The sequence below is a fragment of the Amycolatopsis sp. lyj-108 genome, assembly GCF_046549005.1.
Lineage (GTDB): Bacteria > Actinomycetota > Actinomycetes > Mycobacteriales > Pseudonocardiaceae > Amycolatopsis.
The window spans coordinates 160,699-187,232 of record NZ_JAJPWQ010000014.1; the positions used below are offsets into that span (position 1 = coordinate 160,699).

Below are 26,534 nucleotides of genomic sequence, written 5' to 3' on the forward strand. Positions count from 1 at the left end.
AACGAAAGTGTCGGACACAGTGCGCCGGATAGTCGCCGCGCGGGTGCGCGATCCGGGGGCCGTCGCGGTGGCCGCGGCCACCCGGGTCCGGGCGAAATCGCCGTTCAACGACAACGGCCGAATGATGATCATCGCCGCGGACCATCCGGCGCGCGGCGCGAACGGTGTCGGCGCCGATCCGCTCGCGATGGCCGACCGCGGCGAACTGCTCGACCGCCTCGGCCTTGCACTGGAACGCCCCGGGGTCACCGGCGTGCTGGCGACGCCGGACATCATCGACGATCTGCTGCTCCTCGGCGCCCTCGACGGCAAGACCGTCATCGGGTCGATGAACCGCACCGGCCTCGCGGGATCGAGTTTCGAGATCGACGATCGGTTCGCCTGCTACGACGCCGAAACGATCGAGCGGATGCGGTTCGACGGCGGCAAGACGCTCACCAGGATCTGCCTGAGCGACCCGGCGACGCCGAGCGCGCTCGAGAACACCGCGAAGGCGGTCGACGACCTCGCCGACCGGAAGCTGATCGCGATGGTCGAGCCGTTCCTCTCCGAGTGGGTCGACGGACGTCTCCGCAACGACCTCTCCCCCGATGCCGTGATCCGGTCGATCACCATCGCCTCCGCGCTCGGCCGCTCGTCGGCCTACACCTGGCTGAAACTCCCGGTGGTCGAGGACATGGAGCGCGTGCTGGCCGCCTCGACGCTGCCCGCCGTGCTGCTGGGCGGCGAGGTCAAGGATCCCGACGCCGCGTTCGCCGCCTGGCAACGGGCGCTCGCGCTGCCGACCGTGCAAGGCCTCGTGGTCGGCCGCTCCCTGCTCTACCCGCACGACGGCGACGTCGCCAAGGCCGTCGACACGGCCGTCGGACTGCTGTGAACACCTGTGGAGGACAACGCGTGAAGACCATCGACCACTGGATCAACGGCACCGCGACCACGGCGGGCTCCACCCGCACCGCGCCGGTGTTCGACCCGGCCGCGGGGCGCCCGCGGGCACAGGTGCTCCTCGCGGAACCGTCCGATGTGGACACAGCGGTGTCCGCCGCGGGCAAGGCCTTCGAGACGTGGGGTGATTCGTCGCTCTCGCAGCGGACCAAGGTGATGTTCGCCTTCCGCGAGTTGCTGGTGAAGCACGAGGACGAACTCGCCAGGATCATCTCCTCCGAGCACGGCAAGGTGATCGACGACGCGCGCGGCGAGATCGTCCGCGGCCGCGAGATCGTCGAGTACGCCTGCGGGATCGCCGACGCGCTGAAAGGCGGCTTCTCCGACCAGGTCTCTCGCGACGTGGACGTGCACGACTTCCGGCAGCCGCTCGGGGTCGTCGCCGGGATCACGCCGTTCAACTTCCCGATCATGGTCCCGCTGTGGATGCATCCGATCGCCATCGCGGCCGGCAACACGTTCGTGCTCAAACCCAGCGAGCGGGTCCCGTCCGCGTCCCGGCTGGTCGCCGAGCTGTACGCCGAGGCGGGCCTTCCCGACGGCGTGTTCAACGTGGTCAACGGGGACAAGGTCGCGGTCGACGCGATCCTGGAGCATCCCGGTATCGCCGCCGTTTCGTTCGTCGGCTCGACGCCGATCGCCAAGTACGTCCACGAACGCGCGACGGCCACCGGCAAACGCGTGCAGGCGCTGGGCGGGGCCAAGAACCACGCCGTCGTCCTGCCAGACGCCGATCTCGAGTACGCCGCGAACCATCTCACGGCCGCCGCGTTCGGTTCCGCCGGACAGCGCTGCATGGCGATCTCCATCGGCGTCGCCGTCGGTTCGGCGGGTGACAAGCTGGTCGAGATCCTCGAGCGCAAGGCGGCCGAGATCAAGGTCGGCCCCGGTCACGAAGCCGGCAACGACATGGGCCCGGTGGTCACCGAGGCCGCGCGGCGGCGCGTGATCGACTCCGTCGCCCTCGGTGCGGAGCAGGGCGCGACCGTGGTGGTCGACGGCCGGGAGCTGAGCGTCGCCGGTCACGAGAACGGGTTCTTCGTCGGACCGTCCCTTTTGGACAAGGTGACCACCGGGATGTCCGCGTATCGCGACGAGATCTTCGGGCCGGTGCTCGGGATCGTTCGAGTGTCCACTCTGGACGAAGCGATCGAGCTGATCAACGCCAACCCCTACGGCAACGGGACCGCCGTCTTCACCGGCAGTGGCGAGGCGGCGCGGCGCTTCCAGCGGGAGGTGAAGGTGGGAATGATCGGGGTGAACGTGCCCATCCCGGTGCCGATGTCGTACTACTCCTTCGGCGGCTGGAAGGACTCCCTCATCGGGGACAGCCCGATCCACGGCCCGGCGGGCGTCCGGTTCTACACGCGGGCGAAGGTCGTCACGACGCGATGGCCGCACTCCGCCGCCGGCTTCAACTTCCCGACGTCCAGCTGACCCACGCAATTGGTCACCTACTTGCGCCCGCGCAAGTAGGTGACCAATTGCGGAGTGGGGTCAGCCCACCTCTTGCCGTTGCCGTTTCCCGACGAACCGCCAGCCGACCGCGAGTACCACGGCCAGCACCGGGATCGAGTAGAACGCGATCTTCTCGGCACCGTCGGAGAAGCCCATCAGGACGACCACCAGCGCGAGGAAACCGAGCGTCGCCCAGCCGCTGTAGGGCGCCCACGGCATCCGGTAGGACGGCCGTTCCAGCTCCCCGCGCAGCGCCGCCTGGCGCATCCGCATCTGGCAGAAGATCAGCGTCGCCCAGGTGGTGATCACGCCGAGCGAGGCGATCGCGATCGCGATGTCGAAGGCGTCCTTCGGCACCAGGTAGTTGAGCACCACGCCGAGCACGTACGCACCCGAGGTGAACAGGATCCCGCCGTAGGGCACGTGACGGCCGCTCATCTTGCCGACGAACTTCGGCGCCTCGCCCTTGTCCGCGAGCGCACGCAGGATACGGCCGGTCGAATAGAGCCCGGAGTTGCAGCTCGACAGCGCGGCGGTGAGCACGACCGCGTTCATCACGTCGCCGATCCCCGGGATCCCGAGCCTGCTGAACACGGTGACGAACGGGCTCTCGCCGCCGTTGTAGAACGGCCACGGCAGCAGCATCGCCAGCAGCAGCACGGATCCCACGTAGAACACGCCGATCCGCCAGACCACCCCGTTGATCGCCTTCGGCAGCACCTTGCGGGCGTCCTTGGTCTCACCGGCGGCGATGCCGACGACCTCGATCGCCGAGTACGCGAAGATGACCGCCTGCAACGTCATCAGCGCGATGCCGATGCCCGCCGGGAAGAAACCGTTGTGGGCGGTCAGGTTGTGCACGCCCGCCGTGGCGCCGCCGATGTCCGCGCTGGTGAGCACCAGCCCGGTCGCGGTGACCAGGAAGACCACGATGGCCAGCACCTTGACCACCGAGAACCAGAATTCCAGCTCGCCGAACAGTTTCACCGACAGCAGGTTCACCAGGATCAGCACGCCGAGCGCGACCAGCGCGGTGATCCACTGCGGCACGTCGGGCAGCCACTTGTGCACGTAGATCGCCACCGCGGTGATCTCCGCGATGCCGGTCATCGCCCAGTTCACCCAGTACATCCAGCCGGAGGCGAAACCCGCCCACGGCCCGATGAACTTGCGGGCGTAGGTGACGAAGCTGCCGGAGGTCGGCTCGTGCAGCACGAGCTCACCGAGGGCGCGCATCACGAAGTAGGCGGCGATACCGCAGAGCGCGTACGACAGGACCAGCGAAGGCCCGACCTGGTGGAGCTTGCCACCGGCACCGAGGAACAGCCCGACGCCGATCGCACCGCCGATGGCGATCATCTGCACTTGGCGGTTGCCCAGTGCTTTTGAGTAGCTTTCACCCTTTTCGGTGAGCAGCGAGGAATCCATGGTTGCCAGACGCTAGAGCGTGTGCGGCACGTCACCAACACTGCTAAGGAAGACTTAAGGTGTGCGGGACGTCACTCAGGTGGTTTAACCGGATTTTCCCATTTCGATTTGACAAGTTCACCCGCGAACCCCGATCTTCGCGCGCGAAGACGCACTTCTACGCTACGGCCGTGGACCTCGCAGCGCTGCTGGACCGGATCGCCGACGACGTCGCGCCGGAGATCGGCCGCGGCTCCGTCGCGGACTACATCCCCGCCCTCGCCAGGGTCGAGCCCCGGCAGTTCGGCATGGCGGTGGCCGAAGTGGACGGTCGGGTGCACGGCGTCGGCGACTGGGAGGTGCCGTTCTCCATCCAGAGCATGTCGAAGGTCTTCACCTTGGCGCTCGCGCTCTCCCATGGCGACGGGGTGTGGGAGCGGGTGGGCCGCGAGCCGTCCGGTAACCCGTTCAACTCGCTGGTGCAATTGGAGAACGAGGACGGAATCCCCCGCAATCCGTTCATCAACGCCGGCGCACTGGTGGTGACCGACGAATTGGCACATCACGGCGACGCGGCGGAAACACTGCTTCGGTTCCTCCGTGCGGAAAGCGGCCGCGCGGACATCGGCATCGACGACGAGGTCGCCGCTTCGGAGGCCGCGCACGCCGATCGCAACCGCGCGCTCGCCTATTTCATGGCGTCGTACCGGAACATGCGTCATCCGATACCCGCCGTGCTCGATCAGTACGTGCGTCAATGTTCGATCGCGATGAACTGCGGCGACGTCGCGCGCGCGGCGGTGTTCCTCGCCCGCCACGGCGTTCGCAACGACGGCACCCGGCTGCTCGAGCGCAGCGCGGCCAAGCGGGTCAACGCGGTGATGCTGACCTGCGGCACCTACGACGCGGCGGGTGAATTCGCCTACCGGGTCGGGCTTCCCGGCAAAAGCGGCGTCGGTGGCGGCATCGTCGCGATCGTCCCGGGCCGATGCGCGATCTGCGTGTGGAGCCCCGGACTGGACCCGCGCGGCAACTCCGTCGCGGGCGTCGCGGCGCTCGACCGGTTCACCACCCTGACCGGCTGGTCGATCTTCTGATCGGTTTGACCCCCACGGCGCCCAGCGTGCAGACCTTTCTCAGGTGCTGGGCCGCCCCATTTCGTGTCCCGGCCGTCCTTCGGTCCGCCGTTGCCGCTTGATCCGCTCTTCGTGCAGGTGCCGCCGCCCTCCGGTCAGGTCTTCGGCGACGTCCCGGGTCAGGTCGCGGTAGGCCCGGTAGTAGCCGTCGTCGTACTCCTCGATCAGCTGGAAGGTCCACCGGTCCGACAGCACGTTGAGCCCGATCAGCTCGGTCTCGATCCGCGCGGCCCAGTCCGCGTGCCCGGCCTTCCGGAGCCCTTCGACGGCCTCGCCGAGGGCGAAGTCGGCGGTTCCCGTGAGGTGGTGGAAGGCGTACAGATGGCCGCGCGCCTGTTCGACCGTTTCGAGCGCGAAGACCAGCTTTCCGACCGCGTCGACGGTCGCGTCATCGGGTTCTGGGGATGAGTCCGGCATAGGCGATGACTTCCCCCGAACCGGCCTCTTTACACCCCGGCGACGGCGATCCGGACGAACGAGCGGATCAGCGGGCTCTCCCGCCCGGTCGCCCACGCGACGACGAGCGGGCTCGGCGGCATATCGGCCAGCGGTACCCAGGTGAGCCCGTCGGGCAGCGCGTGCCCGAGCGGCGCGATCCCGGCCGAGCCGTTCCACAGGACGGCCTGAAGGCATTCGATGACCGTGCGCACCACCGGGCCGGCGGGCCGCTCCCCGATGGGCGCCGCCCCGTTCCAGTACTCACGCCACCGAGGATCCGTCCCGTCCGGCAGCTGGAACCAGGGCCGATCGGCGACGTCGGCCAGCGTCAGCGATTCACGACCGGCGAGCGGGTCGCCGGTGCGCAGGACCAGCCCGACCGGGTCGGAGCGCAGGACGCGGACGCTGATGCCGGTCTCGTCGAACGGTGAACGGGTCAGCGCGACGTCGGCCAGCCCGGCGAGCAGGCCGGTGGTGGGATCGGTGAAATCCGCCTCGCGGAAGCGGATCGAGACCTCGGGATGGCGTCGCCGGAACGCCTCGGCCAGCCGGATGCCCGACTCCCCCGCTCCGTCGGCGAGGGTGCCGATGGTGAGCGTGGCGGGGCCTGCCGCCGCCGTCACCAGGGCGCGGGCGCGTTCGGCCTGGTCCAGCAGGGCGCGGGCCTCGTCGTACAGGATGGTCCCGGCGGCGGTGGGTTCGACGCCGGCGGCCGAGCGGAGCAGCAGGACGACGCCCAGCTCGTTCTCCAGCTGCCGGATGGCCCGGCTCAGCGGGGGCTGGGTCATGTGCAGCCGCGCGGCGGCCCGGCCGAAGTGCCTCTCCTCGGCGACGGTCACGAAGTAGCGCAGCAGTCGGAGCTCCATCACCAGCGATGATACCCATCAGGTATCGAGGCCAGCGGATCGGACTTGGACGGCGGGCGGAAACCGGCGGAACAGTGAGGTCATGCCCTTCGAACCCCTCACCCACGAACCCGCCGTCGAACCCGGCCGGGCCCGCGAGATCGCTCGCGACCTCGTGGTGATCCCGAATCTCGGTGTCGACCTCGTCCCCAACATCGGGGTCATCGGCGGATCGCACTCGGTGCTCGTCGTCGACACAGGACTCGGTCCCCGCAACGCCGAGAAGGTGCTCGCCTTCGCGGCGGAACACGCCCGCGGCCGCAGGCTGTACCTGACCACGACGCATTTCCATCCCGAGCACGCTTTCGGCGCACAGGCCTTCGCGGACCAGGCGACCTACCTCGTCAACAGCGCACAGGCGGCCGATCTGGTCCACAAAGGACCGGGCTATCTCGAGATGTTCCGCGGTCTCGGCACCCCGGTCGCCCGGGCACTGGACGGCGTCGACCTGGTCACCCCGGACGTGGTCTACGGCGAAACCTACGACCTCGATCTCGGCGGCCGGATCGTGCGCATGGCGGCCACCGGACGCGCCCACAGCAAGGGTGATCAGGTGGTGACCGTGCCCGACGCGGGGGTGCTGTTCACCGGGGATCTGGTCGAGACCGGCCAGTTCTCGATCTTCCCGTGGTTCCCGCCGTACGACACCGATGTCTCGGGAGGGCGCTGGATCGAAGTGCTGCGGCGGCTGGCCGCCGCCGGGCCGGACATCGTCGTCCCCGGCCACGGCGACGTCTCCGGACGCCGGATCCTGACCGACGTCCGGGAGTACCTCGAACTGCTGCGTGACGAGACCTGGACGCGGCGCGACTCGTCCCTCCCCGAAGAGACCATCGCCGCCGAGGTCGAAGCGCTGATGATCGAACGCCACCCCGAATGGGAGGGCCGGGACTGGATCGCGAAGGGCGTCGGTTGCTTCTGTGCCGATCACTCAGGCCATGAGGCAGCAGGCACCGGTGAAGCAGCCGAAGGTGCCTCCGCTTGACGTGTTCTTCCAGTTGTCGAAGTGATCGATCACGATCTCGACGTCGGCCTGCCCGGCGGCGGTGACATCGATACCCGAGTCGGCGAAGAAGCTGCGGATATCGTCGGAAACGGCGCTCTTCATGGAAGATCTCCCTCGAACCTGCGGTGTTTGATACCGAAATCGTGCAGGTTCACCCCCGTCGGCCGACAGTGCGAAGCGCTATGGACGGGGTGTGGCTTTCGACTGCTCCACTCGTGTCAACCGGGTGGCGCGAGTGGAGCAGCCGAGCACTATTTGAAGATCGCGATCGGATGGACGACGAGTTCCCCGGTTTCGGGATCCCAGTCCTCGACCTTGCCGAGGCACCGCGCCCGGAACGCGCCGGCCGGGGCGGAGTCCCGCAGGTCGCTGGTCACACAGGTGAAGCGGATACTCCTGCTCTTCGACGGATCGTCCGGGTTGCCGTACGGCGCGACGAAAACCGTCTCGGTGTCGGTCTGGGAGCGTTTACGGAACAGGCCCTTCACGGAGACGAACGCCTCGACACCACGCAGCCGGGTCTGGAGCTGCCGGGTGCTCTCGGGACCGTCGGACCAGCCGAGTTCCTTCACCAGCGCGCGATTGTGGACGAGTTCCTGCTTCGCCAGGTCGACGTGGATGATGTCGTGGTGCTTCTCCAGCACCTTCGTCACGATGCCGATCACCGTGATCGGTTCGGCCTTGCGGATGTACCGCCGGAACTCCTCGTCGGTGTCGGTGCGCTCCGATTCCCCTCTGAGCGGACCGATACCGCCCGATCCCAAGAACCGCCAGCCCCGGCTTTTCCGTTTCTCCACCTCCTGTTCCAGCGCCTCGTTGTAGCGATGCAACTGGTACAGGCCCATCACGGATTTCGTGTGCAGGTAGAAGCCGATGCCCCGGATCATCCCCTGATCACCGTCTGAGCGCGCGCGGCGCCAATGCCGTACGAAGATGACGATCGCGACGACGAAGGCGACCACGGTCAGCACCCAGATTGCGAGCCACAGTCCCCAGACTTCCCACCACAGATTATCGGCAGCCACGGATCTCCTTGAAGGCGTCGAGCAGGGATGTCGCGTTCGCGTCGACCATCCGGCCACCGGTGGCCACGGCCGCGCGGTCCAGTTCGGCGGGATTCGCCTCGCCGAACCGGATCGTGTACGTGTGCACGCCGGGATCCCTTGGCGCGCGCAGGAATTCTTCGATGCCGGGGCCGGTGTTGCTTTCCCCGTCGGTCATCAGGACGATCGAAACGCCGCTGCCGGGCTCGGCACGGCGATGGGCACCGGCCTTCGCGTACGCCTCGCCGAGCGCGGACCAGACCGCCGTGTTGCCGTCGAACTCGTCGGCGGCGATGAAGGCCCGCAGCGCGTCGAGATCCTGCGGCCCGCCGATGGTGAACTCCTTGTCCCCCAGTATCTTCCCGCCGAAGCGGAGGACCGTGAGCCGCTCACCGCGGTAGAAGCGGTCGAATCCGCCGTCCGGTCCGCCGCTCAGCCCGGCGAAGGTCGCCCGGAGCGCGGCGATCCGCTGCCCCTTCATCGAACCGGAGAAGTCGAGTACGAAGATCACGCGTCCTGGTGTCCGGCCGGCGGGGGCCGCGTAGTCGTCGAGCAGTTTGTCCACGACGGCCTGCTCGTCGGGGAAGTACAGCGAGTTCCCGATCGAGGCGGGCAGCCTCGGGTCGAGCGCCACCTCCCCGGCGATCGGCCGCCGGAGAGTCCGCTCCATCAGCTTCTTCTGTGTCGCCGGGCTTCTCAGCCAGGAGACGACCTTGTCGTACGCCTCCCGTTTGGCCGGGTCGAGCAGGAGGAGCGGGTAGTCGGACTGGACGATGCCGTCCCTCGGGTACACCAGCTCCAGCGGCGTCTTGAGCCTGCCGCTCGCGTTGAGGGTGAGCAAAGTGGACTCGTACCCGATGATCGCGTCCACGTCCTGGCGCTCGGCGAACCGGTCGGTCACCGCGGCCGACGTGTCCGCCGTGAGCGTGTGCCCGGTGCGGAAGCCCTGCAGCTTGTCGCATTTCACGTCCTGGAGCCGCAGTGCCGCTCCGGTGCCCGAGGCGGCCGTCGCCACCCCGACGAGTGAGGTCAACCCGCTGGTCGACTTGGCCGGATCCGCCATCGCGAACCGGAACCCGCCACCGGCCGCCGCGTCCGCCAGATCGGCCCACGATAGCTTGCCGTCCGGTTTGCCGCGGCGCAGCTCCGCCGCCTTCGCCGGGGTGATCCCGACGATGACCGGCGACACCATGGTCTTGGTCGCGAGCGGCCGCTCCCCCTTGTCCGCGGACTGCCGGTACTTGAGCTGGAAATACCGGTCGGTGGAAAGCCAGGCGAGATCGTGTGTGGCCTTCCCCGGCGTGAGGGAAGTGGTCGCGTCGACGGTTCCCCGGAAATCCATTTCCAGTTCGATTCCCGTTTCCCCGCGAAGGTCGTCGAGAATCGGCCCGAGGTCGGCCAGTTCGGAACTGGCCAGCACGCGCAGTTTCACCTTCTGCCCGCCGCTCGTACAGGCGGCGACCACCAGGAGCAGGCAGCACAGGACCGCGAGGAGCCGCTTCACGGGCAGTCCCCGACGGTCTTGATCATCTCTTCCAGCACCGGATTGTCCGGTAGCGGCGTGGTGCTGTCGTCGTCCGCGACCTCCGGGGCGGTCAGCCCCTGTTCGCGCAGGAAGTCGTACAGCCGCGCGCTTTTCGTGGTGCCCGCGGGGGTCGCGACGCCGAATCCGAGCTCCATCGCCCGGCGTTGCAGCTCGGGATCGAAGGTGATCAGCTCGCCCAAACGTTCCGCTTCCGGTTTCAGTGCCAGGAACTGCGGTTTCGTCAGGATGTTGTCCTTCGGGTACAGCAGGACCCGGTCGAGATCCGGCCGCCCGCTCTGCGCCTTGGCGCGCAACTGCATCGCGAGGTACTGATGCTCGTAGATGACGACGATCGGCTTGTCGCCCTCGGCGAGATTCGCGTACGACTCGGACAGATCCGCCGACGGGAAGCCTTGCGCCGCCACGAGCGGTTTGACCCGGTCGGCCAGCGCCTTCGCGCTCGTCAGGTTCGGCGGCCCGGCGGGCGCGCCCGCCGGCCGCGGATCGACGACCGGGACCTGACGGCCGTTCTCCAGGAACGCCAGCAAGATCAGATACGTCGCGCCCGAGTTGGAGTCGCAGATGTTCGACGTCTGCGCCAGCACCCTGTTCCCGTTCTCCGCGCCGAGCTTGCCGACGCCGAGTGAATCCCAGGTGCGCTCCTGCCGCATCGTCTGGATGAACTTCTCGGTGTCCAGCGTGTAGTACAGCGGATCCTGCTGTCCCGGCGGCTTCGTGGCGATCTTGTTGCTCGCCAGCGTTTCCGCGTAACGGCGATAGGTGGCGAGGACGATCGGGCTGGTGAACGGCTGCCGCGCGCTGCCCGTCCACTCGTTCGCCCTCGACCGCCGGACGAGACTCGCGGCGGGCTCGCCCGACATGAAGACGAAGTCGTACTGGCTGAGGTCGTGCGTGGCGACGTCACGCGATCCCGCCCTGGTCACGTGGACGCGGATGCGGTGGCGCATCAGGATTTCCTGGACCTTCGCGTCCTCGAAGAGATCCGATTTGGAGCCCATCTTGCCGCGCAGGACCAGGGTCTGCTGGAACGGCACCACGATCGTCCCGCTCAGGAGCAGGGCGATCAGGCCGCTCACGGCCAGCGCGAACGCGGGCCCGAAAGTGCGGAGAAAACGACGGCGAAGAAAGAACGCCGAGGGTTTTGGTCGGATGGTGAGCTGGGGTTCTTCACGAAGCGAGCTATCGGTGGTCACCGATTTCCTCCCCGAATGTCCGGCAAGCCCATTTTACCGGGAGGCACCGACGGAAAAGCACGTCTCGATCCGGCTTCGGTACCCACCCTCACCAGGCCGGGAGGCCGGACGGTTAGGCTCTTCGGTGGCGAAAACCGCCATGCACCACGACGCCGGGAGATCTGAACCGCCATGCTGGACCGAGCAGTCATCGACGCCCTCTTCCCCGCCGACCTGCCCGAGCCCGAGCACTGGGAACAGCGTTACCCCGCCCGCGAGCTCCCCGAGGGCGCCATGGTCACCCGGTTCGGCCCCTCGCCGACCGGGTTCGTGCACATCGGCGGCGTCTACGTCGCCACCATCGACCAGGACGTCGCCCGCCGCAGCGGCGGCCGCTACCTCGTCCGGGTCGAGGACACCGACCGCTCCCGCGAGGTCGAAGGCGCCATCGACCAGTTCGAGCGCGGCTTCGCCTACTTCGGCCTCGCCGCCGACGAGGACATCCACCGCGGCGGCGACTACGGCCCGTATCAGCAGTCCGAGCGCGAGCAGATCTACCTGACCTACGTCCGCCACCTGCTCCGCTCCGGCCGCGCGTACCTCGACTTCGCCACCAAGGACGAACTGGCGGCGATCACCGCCCGGCAGCAGGCGACGAAGCTGCCGACCGGCTACTACGGCTCGTGGGCCATCTGGCGCGACGCCGACCCCGCCGACGTCCAGGCCAAACTCGACGCCGGCGACCCGTACGTCGTCCGGTTCCGCGCGCCGGACGACACCGGCGCCCGCGCCCGGTTCACCGACGCCATCCGCGGCCCGCTGGAGGCCGAGGCCAACCGCAACGACGTCGTCATCCTCAAGAGCTCCGACCAGAGCCCGCGGCTGCCGACCTACCACTTCGCGCACGCCGTCGACGACCACCTCATGCGCGTCAACCTGGTCATCCGCGGCGACGAGTGGATCTCGTCGGTGCCCGTGCACCAGCAGCTGTTCGACGCGCTCGGCTTCGACCCGATCACCTACGCGCACATCGCCCCGCTGATGAAGCAGGAGGGCGGCAGCAAGCGCAAGCTGTCGAAGCGCAAGGACCCGGAAGCGAGCGTCGACTTCTACATCGAGTCCGGCTACCCCACCAAGGCCGTCCTCTACTACCTGCGCGGCCTCGCCAACGGCAGGCTCGCCGAAATGCCGCTCGACCAGGCCCTGGCCGAGCCGATCAACCTGGACGAATGCGGCGTCGCCGGCCCGCTGGTCGACCTGGTCAAACTCGACGACATCTCGGCCGACCACATCGCCACGCTGTCCGGCGCCGAGATCCTCGAAGAGGTCCGCGCCTGGGCGGAGCGGTTCGACCCCGAGCTGAAGACCGTCCTCGACGCCGAGCCGGACCTCGCGCTCCGCGCCCTCGCCGTCGAACGCGACGGCGCCGAGAACCCGCGCAAGGACCTGAAGAAGTGGAGCGAGTTCCGCGCCGTCTACGGCTTCTTCTTCCCGCAGCTGCACGCCGCCGTCGCGGGCCCCGACGACGAGCGGATCACCGCCCTCGGCGTCGACCGCGAGGTCGTCCAGGCCGTGGCGCGGGACTTCGTCGGCAGCTACCAGCAGCTCGACGACGGCCAGGAATGGTTCCAGCAGATCCGCGAGGTCGCGGCGAAGCACGGCTTCGCGAAGAACGCCAAGGAGTTCAAGAAGAACCCCGAAGGCTTCCCCGGCTCCATTCGCGAGGCTTCGCAGATCATCCGGATCGCGATCACCGGCTCGACCCGGAGCCCGGACCTGCACTCGATCACGCAGGCGCTGGGCCGCGAGGAGACGCTGGGCCGGTTCGCCGGCCTCGTAGGCGAGTGACTCGTAACCGGTAAGGACGGTTATTGAGGGGTAAGGCAAACGTGTCGTGTCTCGGGCGAGACGGCGGGCCGGGTGACGAGTGCGGCATCCAGACACGCGAGTCACGCCCTACCGAAGCCACAACCGCCCCACCGTCACCAGGAACCACATCCGACGGTAGCGAAAGCCTCCTTCACTACCCTCAGAGTAGGCAAAGAGGCCCTCACTACCAGGAGAACGCCCACGCAGAAGCGACACCGGCCCCACGCCACGACACGTTCGACTTTCCCCTCAAGAGAACCGTCCTTACCGGTTACGAGGCGGGCAGGAACTGGTCGTAGAACGCCGTCTTGATCGCGACGACCGCCTGTTCCGTCTCCCGGAACCGCTCCCGCGCCTCACTCGTGTCGATCAGCTGCACCAGCCGCAGCCCGAGCTGATCGGAATGGGTGAGCGAGAGCGGGGACGCGGCGGCGAGCGGGCGGGACTTCGCGTCGTGCACGTGGTGCGGGTAGTAGAAGACGGACCGGTCGCCGAGTACCGGGCCGATCCGGCGCCACAGTTCGCCGTACTCGACGGAGACCAGCACCTCGCCCCAGAAGCGCAGAATGGTCAGCAGTTCGACGTCGGCGTACTTCGAGTCGCCCGCCGAGGCGATCAGCTCCATCGTGGTGTCGACGCAGGCCGTCGTGGCCAGTGACTTCCGCGACCGCACCAGCGCTTCCCGCGGGACGCCCAGCGCGAGGATGTCCGCCATCATGTCCTCGCGATGCGAAGGCGTATTGCCGGGCGAAGTGGTGTCCGGGTACTCCTCACGGACGATGACGCGGGCGATCCGTTTGGACTGCTCGTCGGTGAGCAGGTCGATCGCCAGGTCGTAGGCCATGGTGAACGCCAGCGACAGGAAACGCCGCTGCAGCAGGACGGTCTGCAGACCCTCCTGCGACAGCTCGGTGACGCCACGCAGCGTCGGGTGGTTCCGGAACCGCTCGATCAAACCGTCTTCGAACTCGTCGAGTTCGCGCATCACTACACCTCTTGCTCAGAAACGGATCATGTCGATGCTTCGGTTCCAGTCGCCGAGGTCCACGTCGCGGCCGATGTCCCACAACGTGTCGAGCTCGCGCTGGATCTGTTCGCCGAGCACGGTGTCGTGCGTGCCCTCGATTTCGAACTGCGGTGAATCGATCGCCAGTTGGCCGTGCAGGAACATGCTGACCAGGTAGCGCCCGTCGGCCCGGTACACCGAAACCGAGGCCTGCGAGTTGAAGACTCGCACCTTCAGGTTGGTCTGCCGCTTCGCCAGCCGCCGGTGCAGGCGGGAGAGGGTCTCCAGGCACTCCCCGATCCCGGTGCTCACGAAGGTCTTGCCCGCGCCGTCGCTCCGGTCCAGTGCCGCTTCCCGCAGCCCCACGAGCATCGAGTTCGGGTGCAGCAGCATGATCCGCACCTGGGCGCGCCGGTCGACGATCGCGGCTTCCAGTTCCTTTTCCAGGCGTTGCAGGTTGGGGATCCAGGTGTTCAGGATCGTCACCTGCTTGGCCTTCGCGATATGCGCGGCGAACTCGTCGTCCGGGAAGCGTTTGTGCACCTCGACCACACCGCCGTAGTGCGAACGGCGGCGGCTCGCGGCGATGGTGTCGATGTCGAGGCCGGCGAGGCGATCACGGATGTCTTCCAGCGCGCGCAACGGGGTCAGCTCGATGAGCAGCACCACGACCACGCCGCTGACCATGATCAGGGTCAGGGTGCTCACGCCCTTCGGCGCCACTTTGTCCAGCAAGCCGAGTTGTTCCGCGATCCCGACCGCGAAGCCGACCACCGCCAACCCGCCGAGACTGAGCAATTCGAGCCAGCGACGCATTCTGCGGAGCATTCACCCTCCGGGATCCGGCAGCCTTGGCCCTTATGTTCCCACGATCTTCGACAGTGATTGTGATCGGGGTCACCGCTTTGGCGCTTTGCCATTCTTTCTGCGGATTCATCCGAAGAATCGAATTCGACGCGGGAATCCGCAGCACGAAGGGTGCACGTCACAAAGAAGACGTGAAACGCGCGGGCCCCGACAGGCGACTTACCCGGTACGCAAGTACGGAAAGTTGTGGTCGATGAGCGCTGATCGTGTTGTCCAGTTGCACTGGGAGTTCCGCCACGTGGCCGGCGACGGCCGCACGGCGCTGTCCTACCCGGGGATCTCCGTGACCCGGAGCAGGTTGGGCGAGATCGTCGACCGTACTTGGCTACCGGTCGGGGAAGAACCCACCTTCGACGACGACGAGGCCTTGATCGCCGTGCTGCACGCCGCGTGGCGTTGGACCAGGCCGGCCGCGTAGGTCTTTACCCCTCGCCGGATTTGTACCGGCGCTGGAGTTCCTCTTCCTGCTCACGCGGTGACTTCTCCACCCAGCGCCCGTGGACGAGGTCGTTCTCCGTGTAGTCGGCACGTCGTGAAGCCCAGTCCGGCAACATGAACTTGCGGCTCCCGCCGCGTCCGCGATCGCGCAGATCGGTGAGAACGGCGATGCCGATCACCAGGACGAGTACCCCGAGCGCTATCCAGATTCCGACCATGTCCGCTCCCCCGCAGATGAAGTCGTTTCCGTCAGGTTAGCGCCGAACGACTCGTGAGCGGACATCTTTTTCGGGAAGTGCCGAAATGGAGCATGACGGTCTCCCCGATATCCATGGGATACCGGGGAGACCGGGGGCGGTCAGCCCCGGGCGTTCGGGTCGATCGCGTCGCCGGCGAGTCCGGTGGCGGTGTCACCGAGGGCACCGGTGGAGTCGACGACGCCCTGACCGGCCGCGGTGGCCGAGTCGACGGCGTCCTGGCCCGCGGCGGTGGCGTTCTCGGCGAGCCCCTGGCCGGTCTCGGCCAGTCCGCCGGCGGACTGGGTGACCTGGTCGGCGGCGCCGGAAAGGTCGACGCCGGTCAGTTCACTGACCTTGTCGCCCGCGCCGCCAAGGAGTTCGGCGGCCTTTTCCTTCAGCGAGTCGAACAGGCTCATCTGGGGTACTCCTCGGATCGATCGTGCAGAGGCGGCTGAAGGTTCACCGTACAGGACAAATCGGTCACGGTGCGCTGCCCCCGCCGCTCCGGACAGGTGAATACCGCGAGGAATTCAGCGGCAGGGCGGCCGGTAGCGGTCGATCGAAAGACCACGGAAGTCGAGCTTGTTCGGGGTCTTGCCGACGAAGACCAGCCCTCGCGCTTCGGCCAGCGCCGAGGCGAAGGAGTAACCGGGCGCACCCAGCTCGGGCAGCGTCGTCCACGCGTCGGCCTTGAAGCTGAAGAACTTCTTCACGATCTTCCCGCCGGTCGACGGCACCTTCGTGAGCCACTTGTCGCCGCCGCTCCAGTGCGAGGCCGGGCGTAGCTGGACGTAGAGATCGTCGGTCGCGCTGTAGGTCATCCAGAAACCGGCGGATTTCGAGAGATCCGCTTGCGCTTCGAACTGATTCCCCAGCCACACCACGACCACGTGCCATTCGGCGTTGAGGAAGGTCACCTTGGCCGCGTAACCGCCGCGTTCGCGGACGAGCAGGCTGCCGGTCGGCGGAATCGTGGTGCCCTCACCGGAAGCGAGCCAGTGCTGCAACCGGTCGATCGAGGGGGTGGCGCATTCGCAGCCGTGCCGCGGCGGATGCCCGCCGGACGCGTTCGCGACGACACCGGGGCCGATCAGCGAAGCCAGGAGCACCGACGCGATCACCGCGAGCGTACGACCGAAAGGAACCCCGGATCCTTTGCGCATCCGCGGAAGTTAGCACAACGATCACGAGGATTGGGGCGCTCCGGCGAGCAGATCGTCCAGCTCCGCGGCGAACAACAAGGCGGGGTCGAATCCCATGCCGTCGAAGTGCCCGGCCAGTTCGAGGGACAGGACACCGTGGAGCCGGGTCCAGAACGTCACGGCACGGCGGAGAACAGCGGACCGCACCGGCGAATCACCCGCCCATTCGCGATGGTCCTCGAGATGACCGTCGAACGGCGTCACCCGTCCGTCGTCCGGGCACGCGGCATGGACCTCGATCAGCGCGGCCATGATCTCGTTCGAGATCGCCGTCGTGTCGCCGGGCGCGCGATAGCCGGGGATCGGAGTTCCGTAGATGAACAGGTATCGCTGTGGATCCGCCAGCGCCCATTCCCTGACGGCGTAGGCGACTTCGGCCACGCCACCGGACGCGGCGGCCGCCTGGACGGTGTCGGCGAGGCTTCGATAGGCGTCGCGGATGAGGTCCGTGACGAGGTCGTCGCGGCAGGCGAAGTACCGGTACAGCGCAGGGCCGCTCATGCCGACGTGTCTGGCGATCGCGTTGAGGGACAACGCGGACACGCCCGCCGTGGCCAGTTGCTCCCACGCGTACCGCTTGATCTCCGCGCGCACCTGGGCCCGGTAACGCTCACGCGAGGTCTTCCCATCCGTGTCCATCGACCCCTCCCTCCTGACGGTTAGAGGTTATCACTTTCCCTATTGACACTCACCCTGTCACGGTTATAGCTTCTAACTATCGCAAGAGTCACTAAGCAGATGATGGAGAAGGACCATGCCGGACACCAAGACCCGCCGCCGCACCGTCGCCAGGGCCGCCGCGCTCGCGCTCCCCTTGGCGATCGGCCTCCTGGGCGGCGCCGTCACCCCCGCTCAGGCCGCCACGCCGACGCCGCTTTCCTGCCAGGGCAAGACCATCGACACGAAGGCCCCGATCCACTACCGCACCGAGACCCTGATCAACGCTCCCCTGAGCAAGATCTGGCGGCTTCAGACCGACGTCGAACGCTGGCCGTCGTGGCAGGAGCCGGTGCTGAGCAGCAAACGCCTGGACCGGGGCCCGCTCCGGAAGAACTCCCGGTTCCGCTGGACCACCCCGGCACCGCCCACGGCCACTACGCCCGCCACCACGTTGTCGATCACCTCGACCGTCCACCAGCTCCAGCGCGGCAAGTGCATCCGCTGGAGCGGGCCCGCGATCGGCGAAGGCCTCAGCATCGACAACGGCATCCACGTCTGGAACTTCACCGAGGTCAAGGGCGGTGTCCTCGTCCGCACCGAGGAGAACTGGTCCGGCGCCCAGGTCGAGGCCGACGTGCCCACCGCGACCAAATTCCTCGGCTGGGGCCTCGAAGCCTGGCTGAAGGACCTCAAAGCCACCGCCGAATCCCACTGCTGACCCGCACCCGCGAACCTCCGGAGGAAACCGATGTCCACCCAGACGCTCGACCGCGAAACCGTCACCCGCCGTGCCCCGCGCTCCGTCCTCATCTCGGCCTGGGCCGTGCCGATCATGATCCTCGGCCAGTTCGCGATGATCGCCATCGTGCCGGTCGCCCTCATCCTGATCGGCACCCTGCGCGACGCCAGACTGAAAGTGCTCCGCTGGGGCGCGATCGCCCTCACCGCGGCCTACGCCACGCCGTTGGCGCTCTGGGCGATCGGGCCAGAACGCGCACAAAGCCTGTCCAAGGACATGCATCCCGTGTTCGCCGCGATCATCGTGGCCGCGGGCGTGGCGTTCGCCGTCGCCTTCCACGTCCTGCCCCGGAAACCCGCAAGCAGGTGAGGGGGAAAGTCAAAAGTGGCGTGATCGAGTCAGTGGTGGAGCAGGGTTCTATTGAGGGGTAAGGCAAACGTGTCGTGTCTTGGGCGAGACGGCGGTCTGGGTGACGCGACACCGCACTCGCGTGCTCAGACCCGGATCTCGCGTGTTCAGAGACGTAACTCGCGTGTTCAGACTCCGCACTCGCGAGTGCGGCATCCAGGCACGTGAGTTACGTCCCCAAGCACGTGAGTTACGTCCCCAAGCACGCGAGTCACGCCTTACCGACCGGCCCCGCCGAGGTCACAGCCGTCCCACCGTCACCAGGAACCACATCCGACGGTAGCGAAAGCCTCCTTCCCTACCCTCAGAGTAGGCAAGGAGGCCCTCACTGCCAGGAGAACGCCCACGCAGAAGCGACGCCGGCCCCGTGTCACGACACGTTTGACTCTCCCCTCAATAACCGCCATTGCCACTCACGACCCCCATCGAAAACCGCACATCTAGCCATCAACCAGAAATTTCACCGCTCGAGAGTGTCCCTTGTGGACGTTCGAGGCACGGTTTGCCCTTCGGCGCAAGTAGGTGACTAATTGCGGGGCACGCTGTCGGTGAACGAGGGGATCACGCCGAAGGATGCCTTCCGCGAAGCCCGGCGCAACGTGGCGAGCACGGCGGGTCCCAGCACCAGGATCGCCACCGCGTTGGTGATCGCGCGCCCCGTGTCCCATCCCGCGGTCGAAGTCAGCAGCGTGAACACGGCGAACCGGTGCAGGTTCTCCAGCACCGGGGCGCCGGGGACGTACGAGATGTGCCCGTCGTGATACGGCACTTCGACGTCGGTGATGAACGGCCAGAACCACAGGTTCATCAGGAATCCGAACACGTACGCGACGAAGATCCCGAACACCACCAGCATCGCGATCTCGGCCTTGCCGGTGACGCGGCGCGGCAGCAGTCCCGCGCCCATCCCGATCCACGCCGAGCACATCATCTGGAACGGCAGCCACGGTCCCACCCCGGCGGTCAGCAGCGCCGAGGCGAACATCGACGTACAGCCGAGCACGAAACCGAACCCGGGCCCGAACACCCGCCCGGCCAGCACCAGCAGGAAGAACACGGTCTCGATACCCGCGGTCCCGGCGCCGAGGGGCCGCAGGGCCGCGTTCACCGCCGAAAGCACGCCGAGCATCGCGAGGGCCTTGGAATCCATGCCTCCTTCGGACATTTCGGCCAGCACGATGACGATCAGGATCGGCAGGATGCCGAGGAACACGAACGGCGCGTCCGTGCCGTGCTGCATCGACTGGGGTTCGACGCGGACCAGAAGCGGCCAGAGGAACATCATCAGCCCCGCGAGCGACGCGAGGCCGAGTACCGTCGCCGAGCGCGGCCCCAGCCGGACCGCGGGCGCCGTCTTCACGGGACCTCCTGCGGCAGCGCCGATCGGACCTCTTCGACGGTGAGCCAAGGCTCGCCGAGGATCTTGGCGATCTGCGTGGCGAACGCCGGCGAACCGCCGAGCACCTCGCCGGTCGGGCCGTCGGAGACGACCTCCCCTTCCGCCATCACGAGCACGCGGTGCGCGATCGTCGCGACGAACTCGACGTCGTGGGTGGCCACGACGACCGCCCTGCCCTCGGCGGTCAGCGACGCGATCATCCGCGCCAGCGCCGACTTCGCGGTGTAGTCGAGGCCGCGGGTCGGTTCGTCCAGCAGCATGATCCGCGGCGCGGCGGACAACTGCACCGCGAGCACGAGCGCGAGCCGCTGGCCTTCCGAAAGGTCCCGGGGATGAGACGCGGGATCGATGCCCGGAGCGAGCTTGTCGAGCAGATCCCGGCAATGCCCCGGCTCCGCGCCCGATTCCGCGTCGGCGGCCTCGCATTCGGCGGCGACGGTCTGCAGGTACAGCAGGTCACTCGCGGTCTGCGGAACCATGCCGACGAGTGTGCGGGCCGCGGCACTGCTCAGCGTCTTCGGATCCTGGCCTTCGACGGTGACCTTGCCACCCTGCCGGGGGCCGGAGCCCTGCACCGCCCACAGCAGCGACGACTTGCCGGAACCGTTGCGCCCCATCATCGCCAGTACCTCGCCGGCGCGCAGGGTCAGGTCGACCTCCCGCACCGCGACCTTCGGCCCGTACCGCACGACGACCCCCGACGCGGTCAGCAACTCTTCGCCGTCGGTCGTGCTTCGCGCGGGTGGGGTACCGAGGGACAGCGACGACGCGCGCCGCCGGGCGTCACGCACCGACATCGGCAGCGGATCCCAGCCCGCCAACCGTCCCAAGTGGACGATCGGCGGCGCGATGGGCATGTCCCGCAACACCTCCGGCGGCGTCCCGTCGATCACTCCCCCGGTGCCGGGGACATGGATCATCCGGTCCGCGAACGGGATCACGCGTTCCATCCGGTGCTCGGCCATCAGCACCGTCGTGCCGAGGTCCTCCACCAGCCTGGCCAGAGTCGCCAGCACCTCCTCGGCGGCGGTCGGGTCCAATGCCGACGTCGGCTCGTCCAGCACCAGCACCTTCGGATGCGTGGTCAGCACCGAGCCGATCGCCACCCGTTGCTGCTGCCCGCCGGACAGCGTCCGCAGCGCGCGCCTGCGCAGCTCCGCGATGCCGAGGAGATCGAGGGTCTCTTCCACCCGGCGGCGCATCACCTGCGGGCTCAGGCCGAGTTGTTCCATGCCGTACGCGAGTTCGTCCTCGACCGTGTCGGTGACGAAACCCGCGAGCGGGTCCTGGCCGACGACGCCGACCAGATGCGCGAATTCGCGCGGCGGCCGGGATCGCGTCGTGACACCGTCGACGGAGACCGTTCCTTCGAGGTGGCCGCCGGTGAAATGCGGGACGAGACCGTTGATCGTGCCGAGCAGTGTCGACTTGCCCGCCCCCGTCCGGCCCGCGAACAGCACGAGTTCGCCTTCACCGATGGACAGGGTCACGTCGGCCAGCACCGGTTCGGAGCGGCCGTGATAGGTGAAGGAGACGTTCTTCAGTTCGATCATGCGTGCACTTCTTTTTCTAATGCGGCGTAGGGAGGTTCGGGTACCGGGGTCAGGAAGGCGGGCAGCACGCCGATCAGGACTCCGAGCAGCGGCCCCCACGAAAGCGACGGCCAGGACAGGTCGATCAACGACGGGTTCATGTTCATCGAGTTCACGCTGGAGGTCACGAACAGGATCACCGCGACCCCGATTCCGCTGACCGCGACGAGGATTTCCGGCGGCTGCCAGCGATCCGGCCGGTAGCGCGTACGCCGCACCCGCTTGCCCGCCGACCAGAACCCGATCAGCCCGATCACCAATCCCGCCGAAAGCACCGGTGCGGCGAGGTATCGGGGCGTCGAACCGTCCAAAGTGGCGTAAACGCCGACGCAGACGCCGATCAGGCCGACGATCATCAGCGTTCCCGTGATCAGCCTCGCCCGAGCCTCGACCAGTCCCGCGCGGCCGTAGCCGCGGGAGTCCATCGACGCGGCGAGCTGCAGTGAACGGGAAAGCGCGTCCTCCAGCACCGGGATGAGGACGGTGTGCAGGACCTTCACCTTCTTCTTGCCCGAACCGCCGCGCAGCTTGCGTGCCCGTCGGACCCGCAACACGCTTTCGGCGAGCTGTGGGAACACCGACAGCGCGACGATCACCGCCGTGCCCACCTCGTACAACGCCGGCGGCATCGTCTTGAGCAGCCGTTTCGGGTTCGCGAGCGCGTTGGCCGCACCGAGGCAGATCACCATCGCCGCCAGCCGCATCCCGTCGTAGAGCCCGCCCAGCAACGATTCCGCGGACACGTCACCGAAGAGCCGGATCCCCGCCGCCCATTCCGGCAGCGGGATCTCCGGCAACCGCAGGAGGATCGTGGAACCCTCGGCGCCGCCGAACACGACACGGAAGAACACGCGGATCGCGACGATGAACGCGCCGAGGTACAGGTAGAGCCGGAACGCCAGCGCCCACGGCGCTTCACTGCGCCGGGCGACGACGACGTATCCCGCGACGGCCACGATGGTCAGCAGCAGCCACGGGTTCGTCGTGCGGGTCGCCGCGACGGCGAGCCCCAGCGCCCACACCCACCAGGCGGCCGGATGCAGGTCGCGCGGCAGGAAGTAGGACGTCATCAAACTCCTTGTGCGCGTTTACGTCTGCGTGCCACCAGGAATCCTGCCACGCACAACGCCAGTACCGCGCCGCCGGCGGCCCAGGGCGCCCAGTCGCTGGCTCCGGACTCGCGTTCGATCACCGCGTTGACGTCCTCGGCGTTCTCGCCACCGGTGAACGCGACGTTCGACGACGGGTCCTTCGCCTTCGGCCGTGCCGACGCGCTCGGACGCGGCTTCGGCGGCGGCAGCGCCCCGGAGCTCGGCCCCGCCGTCGGGACCTCTCCCGCGCCGGATCCAGTGCCGGCCGTCGCTTGCGGATCGTCGGCCTGACCGCTCCCCGGCTGCGGCCGCTGCCGCTCGCCGGGGTCTCCGGTGACCGGCTTGGCCTCCTCGCGCGGCACGCACGGCCGGCCTTCGGTACCCGGCCGCACCGCGGAGATCCGCGGGACCGGGTTGTCGTCGGTCGTGGCGTTCAAGGAGAACGACCAGCCTTCGAAACCACCGGGGATGAAGTCACGGTTCTTGACGCCCCACTGGCTATAGTCCCACGCGCAGTTGTTCGAGGCGTTCCAGTAGGACCAGTAGGCCTGCGCGGGAGGCGTGTCGACGCACAGCTCCCGGTACGTCTCGCGGCCGCTGACCGGGATGTTCTCCGCCGCCGAAGGACGGTTCTCGACCCGGCAGACGAATGACTCGCCCCAGCGCTGCACCCCGGCGATCTGGAAACCGGCGCCCTTGAGCGCGTCCAGCCCGGTGCCGCGGGTGGTCTGCGGATTGCAGCGCACGATGGTCGTGCCGCCGAGTTGCTGGAAGTCGACCACCACGGTGACCCCGGTGCCGTCCTTGCAGAACCCGGGATATCCCTTGCCCTGGTCGACGGCGTGCGCGGACGGTGCCGTGGCGGCGATCAGGAAGACCGCCGCCACCACGCCGAGGATCCTCCTCACGGGACGGCCGGGTTCCTCGGCGTGACACCGGGCGGCGGGTTGGTCGTCGCCGACTTGTTCAGCGAGAACGACCAGCCCTCGAAGCCGCCGGGGGTCACGTTCCGGTTGACGGCGCCGGAGGTGCTGTAGGTCCAGGCCGAGCCGGAACCGTTCGCATGCCAGTAACCCCAGTACGCGCCGGTGGGCGGAGTGGTGACGCACGCCTCCTTGTAGCTGGGGTTGGTCGACAGCGGGAGGGTCTCCGTCGCGGACGGGCGGCCTTCCACGCGGCAGACGAAAGCGAGCCCCCAGCGTGCGGTGCCGGCGACCGCGATTCCCGCGTCCTGCAAAGCCTTGATGCCCGTGCGGGCGGTACCCGGCGCGGCGTTGGGCGAGCAGCGGGTGATCGTCGGCGCGGCGGTCCCGCCATTGCCGTCCAGTTCCTGGAAGTCGACCACGACGGTGACCCCGGTGAGCGCGTCGGCGCCGGTGCAGATCCCGGCGTAGCCCTTGGTGGTGTCGACCGCGTTCGCGGGTGCGGCGGAAAGCCCGATCAGTCCGATGAGGACGGTTGTCACGGCCAGCGTTCTCTTCATGGTGTTGCCCCCTTTTTCTTGGTGGAACGGCGAAGTACGAAAACCAGTGCGATCACGGTGAGCAGCAGCAGGACGGCCAGCCCGGCGAGCCCCCAGATCAGCCATGACGGCGGGGAGCCGGACTGCTCCGCGGCCAGTACCGGTGCGCCGGACGGATTCGCCTCGGTCAGCGGCAGCCGGATCGCGGGCGAGAGCGGCGAATCAGCCGCGGTCAGCCACGATCGGCCCGCGACTCCTTGCGCGGCGGCCAGACTGGCCGGGAAATCGGTCTCCCCGGCGGATCCCTTGGCCAAACCGCCGTCGGGCTGGACCAGTTCGCCCAGCGATCGCGCGGTTCCGCTCGCATCGAGTCCGGCGGTCTGCCGCGCGGCGGCGACGGCGGCGCTCAGCGCGACGTCCGGCTCGCCGCCCTCTCCGGTGACCATGCCCTCGCCGGTCGGCCGGACGCCGAGCGCGCCCACCGCGGAGACGAACGCCGACACGCGCCGCTCGCTCCAGCCGTCCGGGCGCCTTGTCGAGGGCGCGGCGTCGGTGTGCGGACGGGCGGCCAGCGCGGTGACCGCGGCGGCGGTCGCGGCGAGGTCGCCGGAACCGCACTCCACGGTGTCAAGGTGCTTCGGAAAGGTTCCGTCGGCGCACTGGCGCGAAAGGAGCAGTTCGACCGCGGGACCGGGGTCGGCGGCGGTGGCGAGCACCGCCCAAGCGTGCCGCTCCACGGTCTCGTCGGCGTCGGCGAACGATCCGGTGTCGGTGAACTTGCCGTCGCTGCCACGCAGTTTCACCAGATCGGCGCGCAACTGCCCGGCGATGTCCGCCTTGGCGAATTCGGCGACGAGCACGAGTTTCGCGAGCGGTCCGGCATACGACGCCTCACGCTGCTCGTACGGCGCGCCGTGGGCATAAGCCTGTACGGCTTCCGGCTTCACCAGGAACTGCGACGCGCGCGCGACCGAGTCCGGCTGCTGGTCCAGCGCTCGCAGGGCCAGCACCACGTCGGCGGTGGAGTCGTAGTCGACGTAGGTCTTGCCGTCCTCGGTCACCTCGACGTGGTCACCGTCGGTGAGCCGGTTCGCCAGGTAGGCGCCGAGGCGGGCGGCCGGTGTCGCCGTGTCCGGCGTGGCGATCGCCGTCGATGTCCGCACCCGGACGCCGGTGGACGTCCCTGCTTTCTTGGGTTTGGGCGGCGGCGTCACCGACGTCGTGATGGTGGTCGTCGCGGGAGCCGGGACGCTGCTGGCCGGCGGCTGAGTTTTGCCCTTCGCGAGCGCGTAGAAGCCGATCTGGGACAACCCGAGCGAGGCCTGGGCACCCGCGCGGATCCAGGTGTCGGCCCCGCCGATACCCGAGGTGCGCGCGGCCTCGTAGGAAGCCGGGTCGTAGGCGATCGCGCCGAGGTCTCCCGCGAGCTTGGTGCCGGAGTCTGCGGCGTTCGCCTGCGCGGATTTGAGATACCGCACGCCCTTGTCCACCGCCGCCTCCGCGCCGCCCGCGTCGGCGAGCGCCTGGACGATCATTCCGGTGCTGTTGGTGTTCGGCGCCTCGGTGCTGACGCCACCACCCCAGCCGCCACCGGAAGTCTGGTTCGCCTTGAGCCACGAGACGGTCTTGGCGATCGGGGCGCCGAGTCCGGTCGCGCCCGCCTTCCGCGCGGCCAGCAGCGCAGAGAGCGCGAGGCCGGTGGCGTCGCCGTCGGTCGGGGAACGGCCGAGCGGCTTGCCTTCGTCGCAGGTCGAGACCTTGCGGCCGTCCGGGGTGACGTGGTCGCCGGTCTCCTTCGTCGGAATGTATTCGAACACGAGGCGGAAGTAGCCCTCGGAACATTGCTGGGCCAGCAACCTGTCGATGGCGATCCGGTCGTTCTCGCCCGCCGCGGCGAGCCCGATGACGCCGAGCGCCTGGCCGAACGAGTTCGCGTCGTTGTTCACCGCGCCGGCGAGGTCCGGATCTTTGGAGTAGTCGCTGATCCGGCCCTTGTCGGGGCCCTTGCGCATGATCGCGGCATGGGTCTCGGCGACCAGGTCGTACCCGTCGACGTTTCGCGGGTCCCTGCCGGAAACCTGGGCGGCGACCAGCGTCTTGGCGAGCGAGCCCCCGACGATGACCTTGTCGTATCCGGCACCGGGAACCAGTCCGTCCCAGGTGAAGTAGTCGGTGGCGTGGCCTTCGTCGTCCAGGAACTTCATGATCGGCTCGGCCTTGGCGCCGTCGCCCGACGCATACAGCGCGAAGAGCACGTCGAGCATCAGCCCGTGGTCTGGCAGTTCGCCACCGTTGGGATTCTCGAGCGTGCCGTCCGGCTTCAGCTTCGTCGCGAGCCAGCGGGAATTCGCCTTCGCGGCGCCGGGATCGTTCGCGGCGGTGGCCGTCCCGGTGAGCAGCGCGGCGAGTACGCCGACACTGACGGCGAACGCCACTGCGGCGAGGGACCGGCGGCGCATGACTCCTCCTAGCGGCATGACGGAGGACAGGCGTGAGACGCCGCGGT

General features: G+C 68.2%; 27 protein-coding genes. 8 read left to right on the top strand and 19 right to left on the bottom strand.

The features are described from left to right. The first annotated feature begins 7 nt into the window (after window positions 1–7). Together ACLJO0_RS37860 and ACLJO0_RS37865 are read left to right on the top strand one after the other, a co-directional pair. On the top strand, window positions 8–877 hold the full coding sequence (locus ACLJO0_RS37860; RefSeq protein WP_410584230.1) for an aldolase: 870 nt from the start codon (window positions 8–10) through the stop codon (window positions 875–877). 20 nt (window positions 878–897) lie between these two features. Next, window positions 898–2,382 (top strand): CoA-acylating methylmalonate-semialdehyde dehydrogenase, encoded by a 1,485-nt coding sequence (locus ACLJO0_RS37865; protein WP_410584232.1) that lies wholly within the window; start codon window positions 898–900, stop codon window positions 2,380–2,382. Between the two features lie 60 nt (window positions 2,383–2,442). Here ACLJO0_RS37865 and ACLJO0_RS37870 read toward each other — a convergent pair whose 3' ends face one another. After that, a complete protein-coding gene (locus ACLJO0_RS37870) occupies window positions 2,443–3,831 on the bottom strand; it encodes an amino acid permease (protein ID WP_410584234.1) in 1,389 nt (462 codons plus the stop codon). A 170-nt stretch (window positions 3,832–4,001) separates the two neighbouring features. Between ACLJO0_RS37870 and ACLJO0_RS37875 the strand changes: the two genes are divergently transcribed. Beyond that, the gene (locus tag ACLJO0_RS37875) at window positions 4,002–4,907 is read left to right on the top strand and encodes a glutaminase (RefSeq protein ID WP_410584236.1); all 906 of its coding nucleotides are present in this window, start codon (window positions 4,002–4,004) and stop codon (window positions 4,905–4,907) included. Between the two features lie 39 nt (window positions 4,908–4,946). On the opposite strand, the gene ACLJO0_RS37880 is transcribed toward ACLJO0_RS37875, so the two are convergent. Both ACLJO0_RS37880 and ACLJO0_RS37885 read right to left on the bottom strand, forming a co-directional pair. Then, window positions 4,947–5,363: a hypothetical protein gene (locus ACLJO0_RS37880; protein WP_410584238.1), complete on the bottom strand. Its 417-nt coding sequence runs from the start codon at window positions 5,361–5,363 to the stop codon at window positions 4,947–4,949. Window positions 5,364–5,392: 29 nt separating this feature from the next. Further along, window positions 5,393–6,250, bottom strand: coding sequence for a LysR substrate-binding domain-containing protein (locus ACLJO0_RS37885; protein ID WP_410584240.1), 858 nt, complete (start codon window positions 6,248–6,250; stop codon window positions 5,393–5,395). 82 nt (window positions 6,251–6,332) lie between these two features. Here ACLJO0_RS37885 and ACLJO0_RS37890 point away from each other — a divergent pair, with 82 nt between their 5' ends. After that, window positions 6,333–7,274, top strand: a complete 942-nt coding sequence (locus ACLJO0_RS37890) for an MBL fold metallo-hydrolase (protein ID WP_410584242.1) — start codon at window positions 6,333–6,335, stop codon at window positions 7,272–7,274. Here the strand turns inward: ACLJO0_RS37890 and ACLJO0_RS37895 are convergent. From ACLJO0_RS37895 to ACLJO0_RS37910, 4 genes are all read right to left on the bottom strand, one after another. Next, window positions 7,221–7,397, bottom strand: a complete 177-nt coding sequence (locus ACLJO0_RS37895) for a hypothetical protein (protein ID WP_410584244.1) — start codon at window positions 7,395–7,397, stop codon at window positions 7,221–7,223. The two genes, ACLJO0_RS37890 and ACLJO0_RS37895, sit on opposite strands and share 54 nt — an antisense overlap. Window positions 7,398–7,546: 149 nt before the next feature. Then, window positions 7,547–8,320 (bottom strand): hypothetical protein, encoded by a 774-nt coding sequence (locus ACLJO0_RS37900; protein WP_410584246.1) that lies wholly within the window; start codon window positions 8,318–8,320, stop codon window positions 7,547–7,549. Next, window positions 8,307–9,842: a substrate-binding domain-containing protein gene (locus ACLJO0_RS37905; protein ID WP_410584248.1), complete on the bottom strand. Its 1,536-nt coding sequence runs from the start codon at window positions 9,840–9,842 to the stop codon at window positions 8,307–8,309. The genes ACLJO0_RS37900 and ACLJO0_RS37905 overlap by 14 nt, the downstream gene beginning before the upstream one ends. After that, window positions 9,839–11,077 (bottom strand): hypothetical protein, encoded by a 1,239-nt coding sequence (locus tag ACLJO0_RS37910; RefSeq protein ID WP_410584250.1) that lies wholly within the window; start codon window positions 11,075–11,077, stop codon window positions 9,839–9,841. The genes ACLJO0_RS37905 and ACLJO0_RS37910 overlap by 4 nt, the downstream gene beginning before the upstream one ends. A gap of 171 nt (window positions 11,078–11,248) precedes the next feature. On the opposite strand from ACLJO0_RS37910, the gene ACLJO0_RS37915 reads away from it, so the two are divergent. After that, the gene (locus ACLJO0_RS37915) at window positions 11,249–12,904 is read left to right on the top strand and encodes a glutamate--tRNA ligase (RefSeq protein ID WP_410584252.1); all 1,656 of its coding nucleotides are present in this window, start codon (window positions 11,249–11,251) and stop codon (window positions 12,902–12,904) included. Between the two features lie 292 nt (window positions 12,905–13,196). Here ACLJO0_RS37915 and ACLJO0_RS37920 read toward each other — a convergent pair whose 3' ends face one another. Both ACLJO0_RS37920 and ACLJO0_RS37925 read right to left on the bottom strand, forming a co-directional pair. Further along, window positions 13,197–13,910, bottom strand: coding sequence for a hypothetical protein (locus ACLJO0_RS37920; protein WP_410584254.1), 714 nt, complete (start codon window positions 13,908–13,910; stop codon window positions 13,197–13,199). A 15-nt stretch (window positions 13,911–13,925) separates the two neighbouring features. Next, a complete protein-coding gene (locus tag ACLJO0_RS37925) occupies window positions 13,926–14,759 on the bottom strand; it encodes a hypothetical protein (protein WP_410584256.1) in 834 nt (277 codons plus the stop codon). Window positions 14,760–14,991: 232 nt separating this feature from the next. Here ACLJO0_RS37925 and ACLJO0_RS37930 point away from each other — a divergent pair, with 232 nt between their 5' ends. After that, complete coding sequence (locus tag ACLJO0_RS37930; RefSeq protein ID WP_410584258.1) at window positions 14,992–15,216, top strand: hypothetical protein; 225 nt, start codon at window positions 14,992–14,994, stop codon at window positions 15,214–15,216. Between the two features lie 4 nt (window positions 15,217–15,220). On the opposite strand, the gene ACLJO0_RS37935 is transcribed toward ACLJO0_RS37930, so the two are convergent. The 4 genes from ACLJO0_RS37935 to ACLJO0_RS37950 form a co-directional block, all read right to left on the bottom strand. Continuing rightward, window positions 15,221–15,454, bottom strand: coding sequence for a hypothetical protein (locus ACLJO0_RS37935; protein WP_410584260.1), 234 nt, complete (start codon window positions 15,452–15,454; stop codon window positions 15,221–15,223). Window positions 15,455–15,594: 140 nt separating this feature from the next. Continuing rightward, a complete protein-coding gene (locus ACLJO0_RS37940; RefSeq protein ID WP_410584262.1) occupies window positions 15,595–15,891 on the bottom strand; it encodes a hypothetical protein in 297 nt (98 codons plus the stop codon). A gap of 114 nt (window positions 15,892–16,005) precedes the next feature. Then, entirely contained in the window at window positions 16,006–16,638 is a 633-nt protein-coding gene (locus tag ACLJO0_RS37945; protein ID WP_410584264.1) for a hypothetical protein, read from the bottom strand. A 21-nt stretch (window positions 16,639–16,659) separates the two neighbouring features. Then, window positions 16,660–17,316, bottom strand: coding sequence for a TetR/AcrR family transcriptional regulator (locus ACLJO0_RS37950; RefSeq protein ID WP_410584266.1), 657 nt, complete (start codon window positions 17,314–17,316; stop codon window positions 16,660–16,662). A 115-nt stretch (window positions 17,317–17,431) separates the two neighbouring features. Here ACLJO0_RS37950 and ACLJO0_RS37955 point away from each other — a divergent pair, with 115 nt between their 5' ends. Together ACLJO0_RS37955 and ACLJO0_RS37960 are read left to right on the top strand one after the other, a co-directional pair. Beyond that, complete coding sequence (locus tag ACLJO0_RS37955; RefSeq protein ID WP_410584268.1) at window positions 17,432–18,055, top strand: SRPBCC family protein; 624 nt, start codon at window positions 17,432–17,434, stop codon at window positions 18,053–18,055. Window positions 18,056–18,085: 30 nt separating this feature from the next. Then, window positions 18,086–18,445, top strand: coding sequence for a hypothetical protein (locus ACLJO0_RS37960; protein ID WP_410584270.1), 360 nt, complete (start codon window positions 18,086–18,088; stop codon window positions 18,443–18,445). A 565-nt stretch (window positions 18,446–19,010) separates the two neighbouring features. On the opposite strand, the gene ACLJO0_RS37965 is transcribed toward ACLJO0_RS37960, so the two are convergent. Genes ACLJO0_RS37965 through ACLJO0_RS37990 form a run of 6 tightly spaced genes read right to left on the bottom strand, consistent with a single transcriptional unit; the run spans window position 19,011 to window position 26,487 of the window. Next, a complete protein-coding gene (locus tag ACLJO0_RS37965) occupies window positions 19,011–19,844 on the bottom strand; it encodes an ECF transporter S component (RefSeq protein ID WP_125795272.1) in 834 nt (277 codons plus the stop codon). Beyond that, entirely contained in the window at window positions 19,841–21,436 is a 1,596-nt protein-coding gene (locus tag ACLJO0_RS37970; RefSeq protein ID WP_125795271.1) for an ABC transporter ATP-binding protein, read from the bottom strand. The genes ACLJO0_RS37965 and ACLJO0_RS37970 overlap by 4 nt, the downstream gene beginning before the upstream one ends. Then, window positions 21,433–22,545, bottom strand: a complete 1,113-nt coding sequence (locus ACLJO0_RS37975; RefSeq protein ID WP_410584273.1) for an energy-coupling factor transporter transmembrane component T — start codon at window positions 22,543–22,545, stop codon at window positions 21,433–21,435. The genes ACLJO0_RS37970 and ACLJO0_RS37975 overlap by 4 nt, the downstream gene beginning before the upstream one ends. After that, window positions 22,545–23,474 carry an ABC transporter substrate-binding protein gene (locus tag ACLJO0_RS37980; RefSeq protein ID WP_410584275.1) on the bottom strand — a complete coding sequence of 310 codons (930 nt, stop codon included), beginning with the start codon at window positions 23,472–23,474 and terminating at the stop codon, window positions 22,545–22,547. The genes ACLJO0_RS37975 and ACLJO0_RS37980 overlap by 1 nt, the downstream gene beginning before the upstream one ends. Then, on the bottom strand, window positions 23,471–24,049 hold the full coding sequence (locus ACLJO0_RS37985; protein ID WP_410584277.1) for a flagellar hook-length control protein FliK: 579 nt from the start codon (window positions 24,047–24,049) through the stop codon (window positions 23,471–23,473). Before ACLJO0_RS37985 ends, ACLJO0_RS37980 begins: the two co-directional genes overlap by 4 nt. Next, on the bottom strand, window positions 24,046–26,487 hold the full coding sequence (locus ACLJO0_RS37990) for a hypothetical protein (protein WP_410584279.1): 2,442 nt from the start codon (window positions 26,485–26,487) through the stop codon (window positions 24,046–24,048). The genes ACLJO0_RS37985 and ACLJO0_RS37990 overlap by 4 nt, the downstream gene beginning before the upstream one ends. Window positions 26,488–26,534 lie beyond the last annotated feature (47 nt).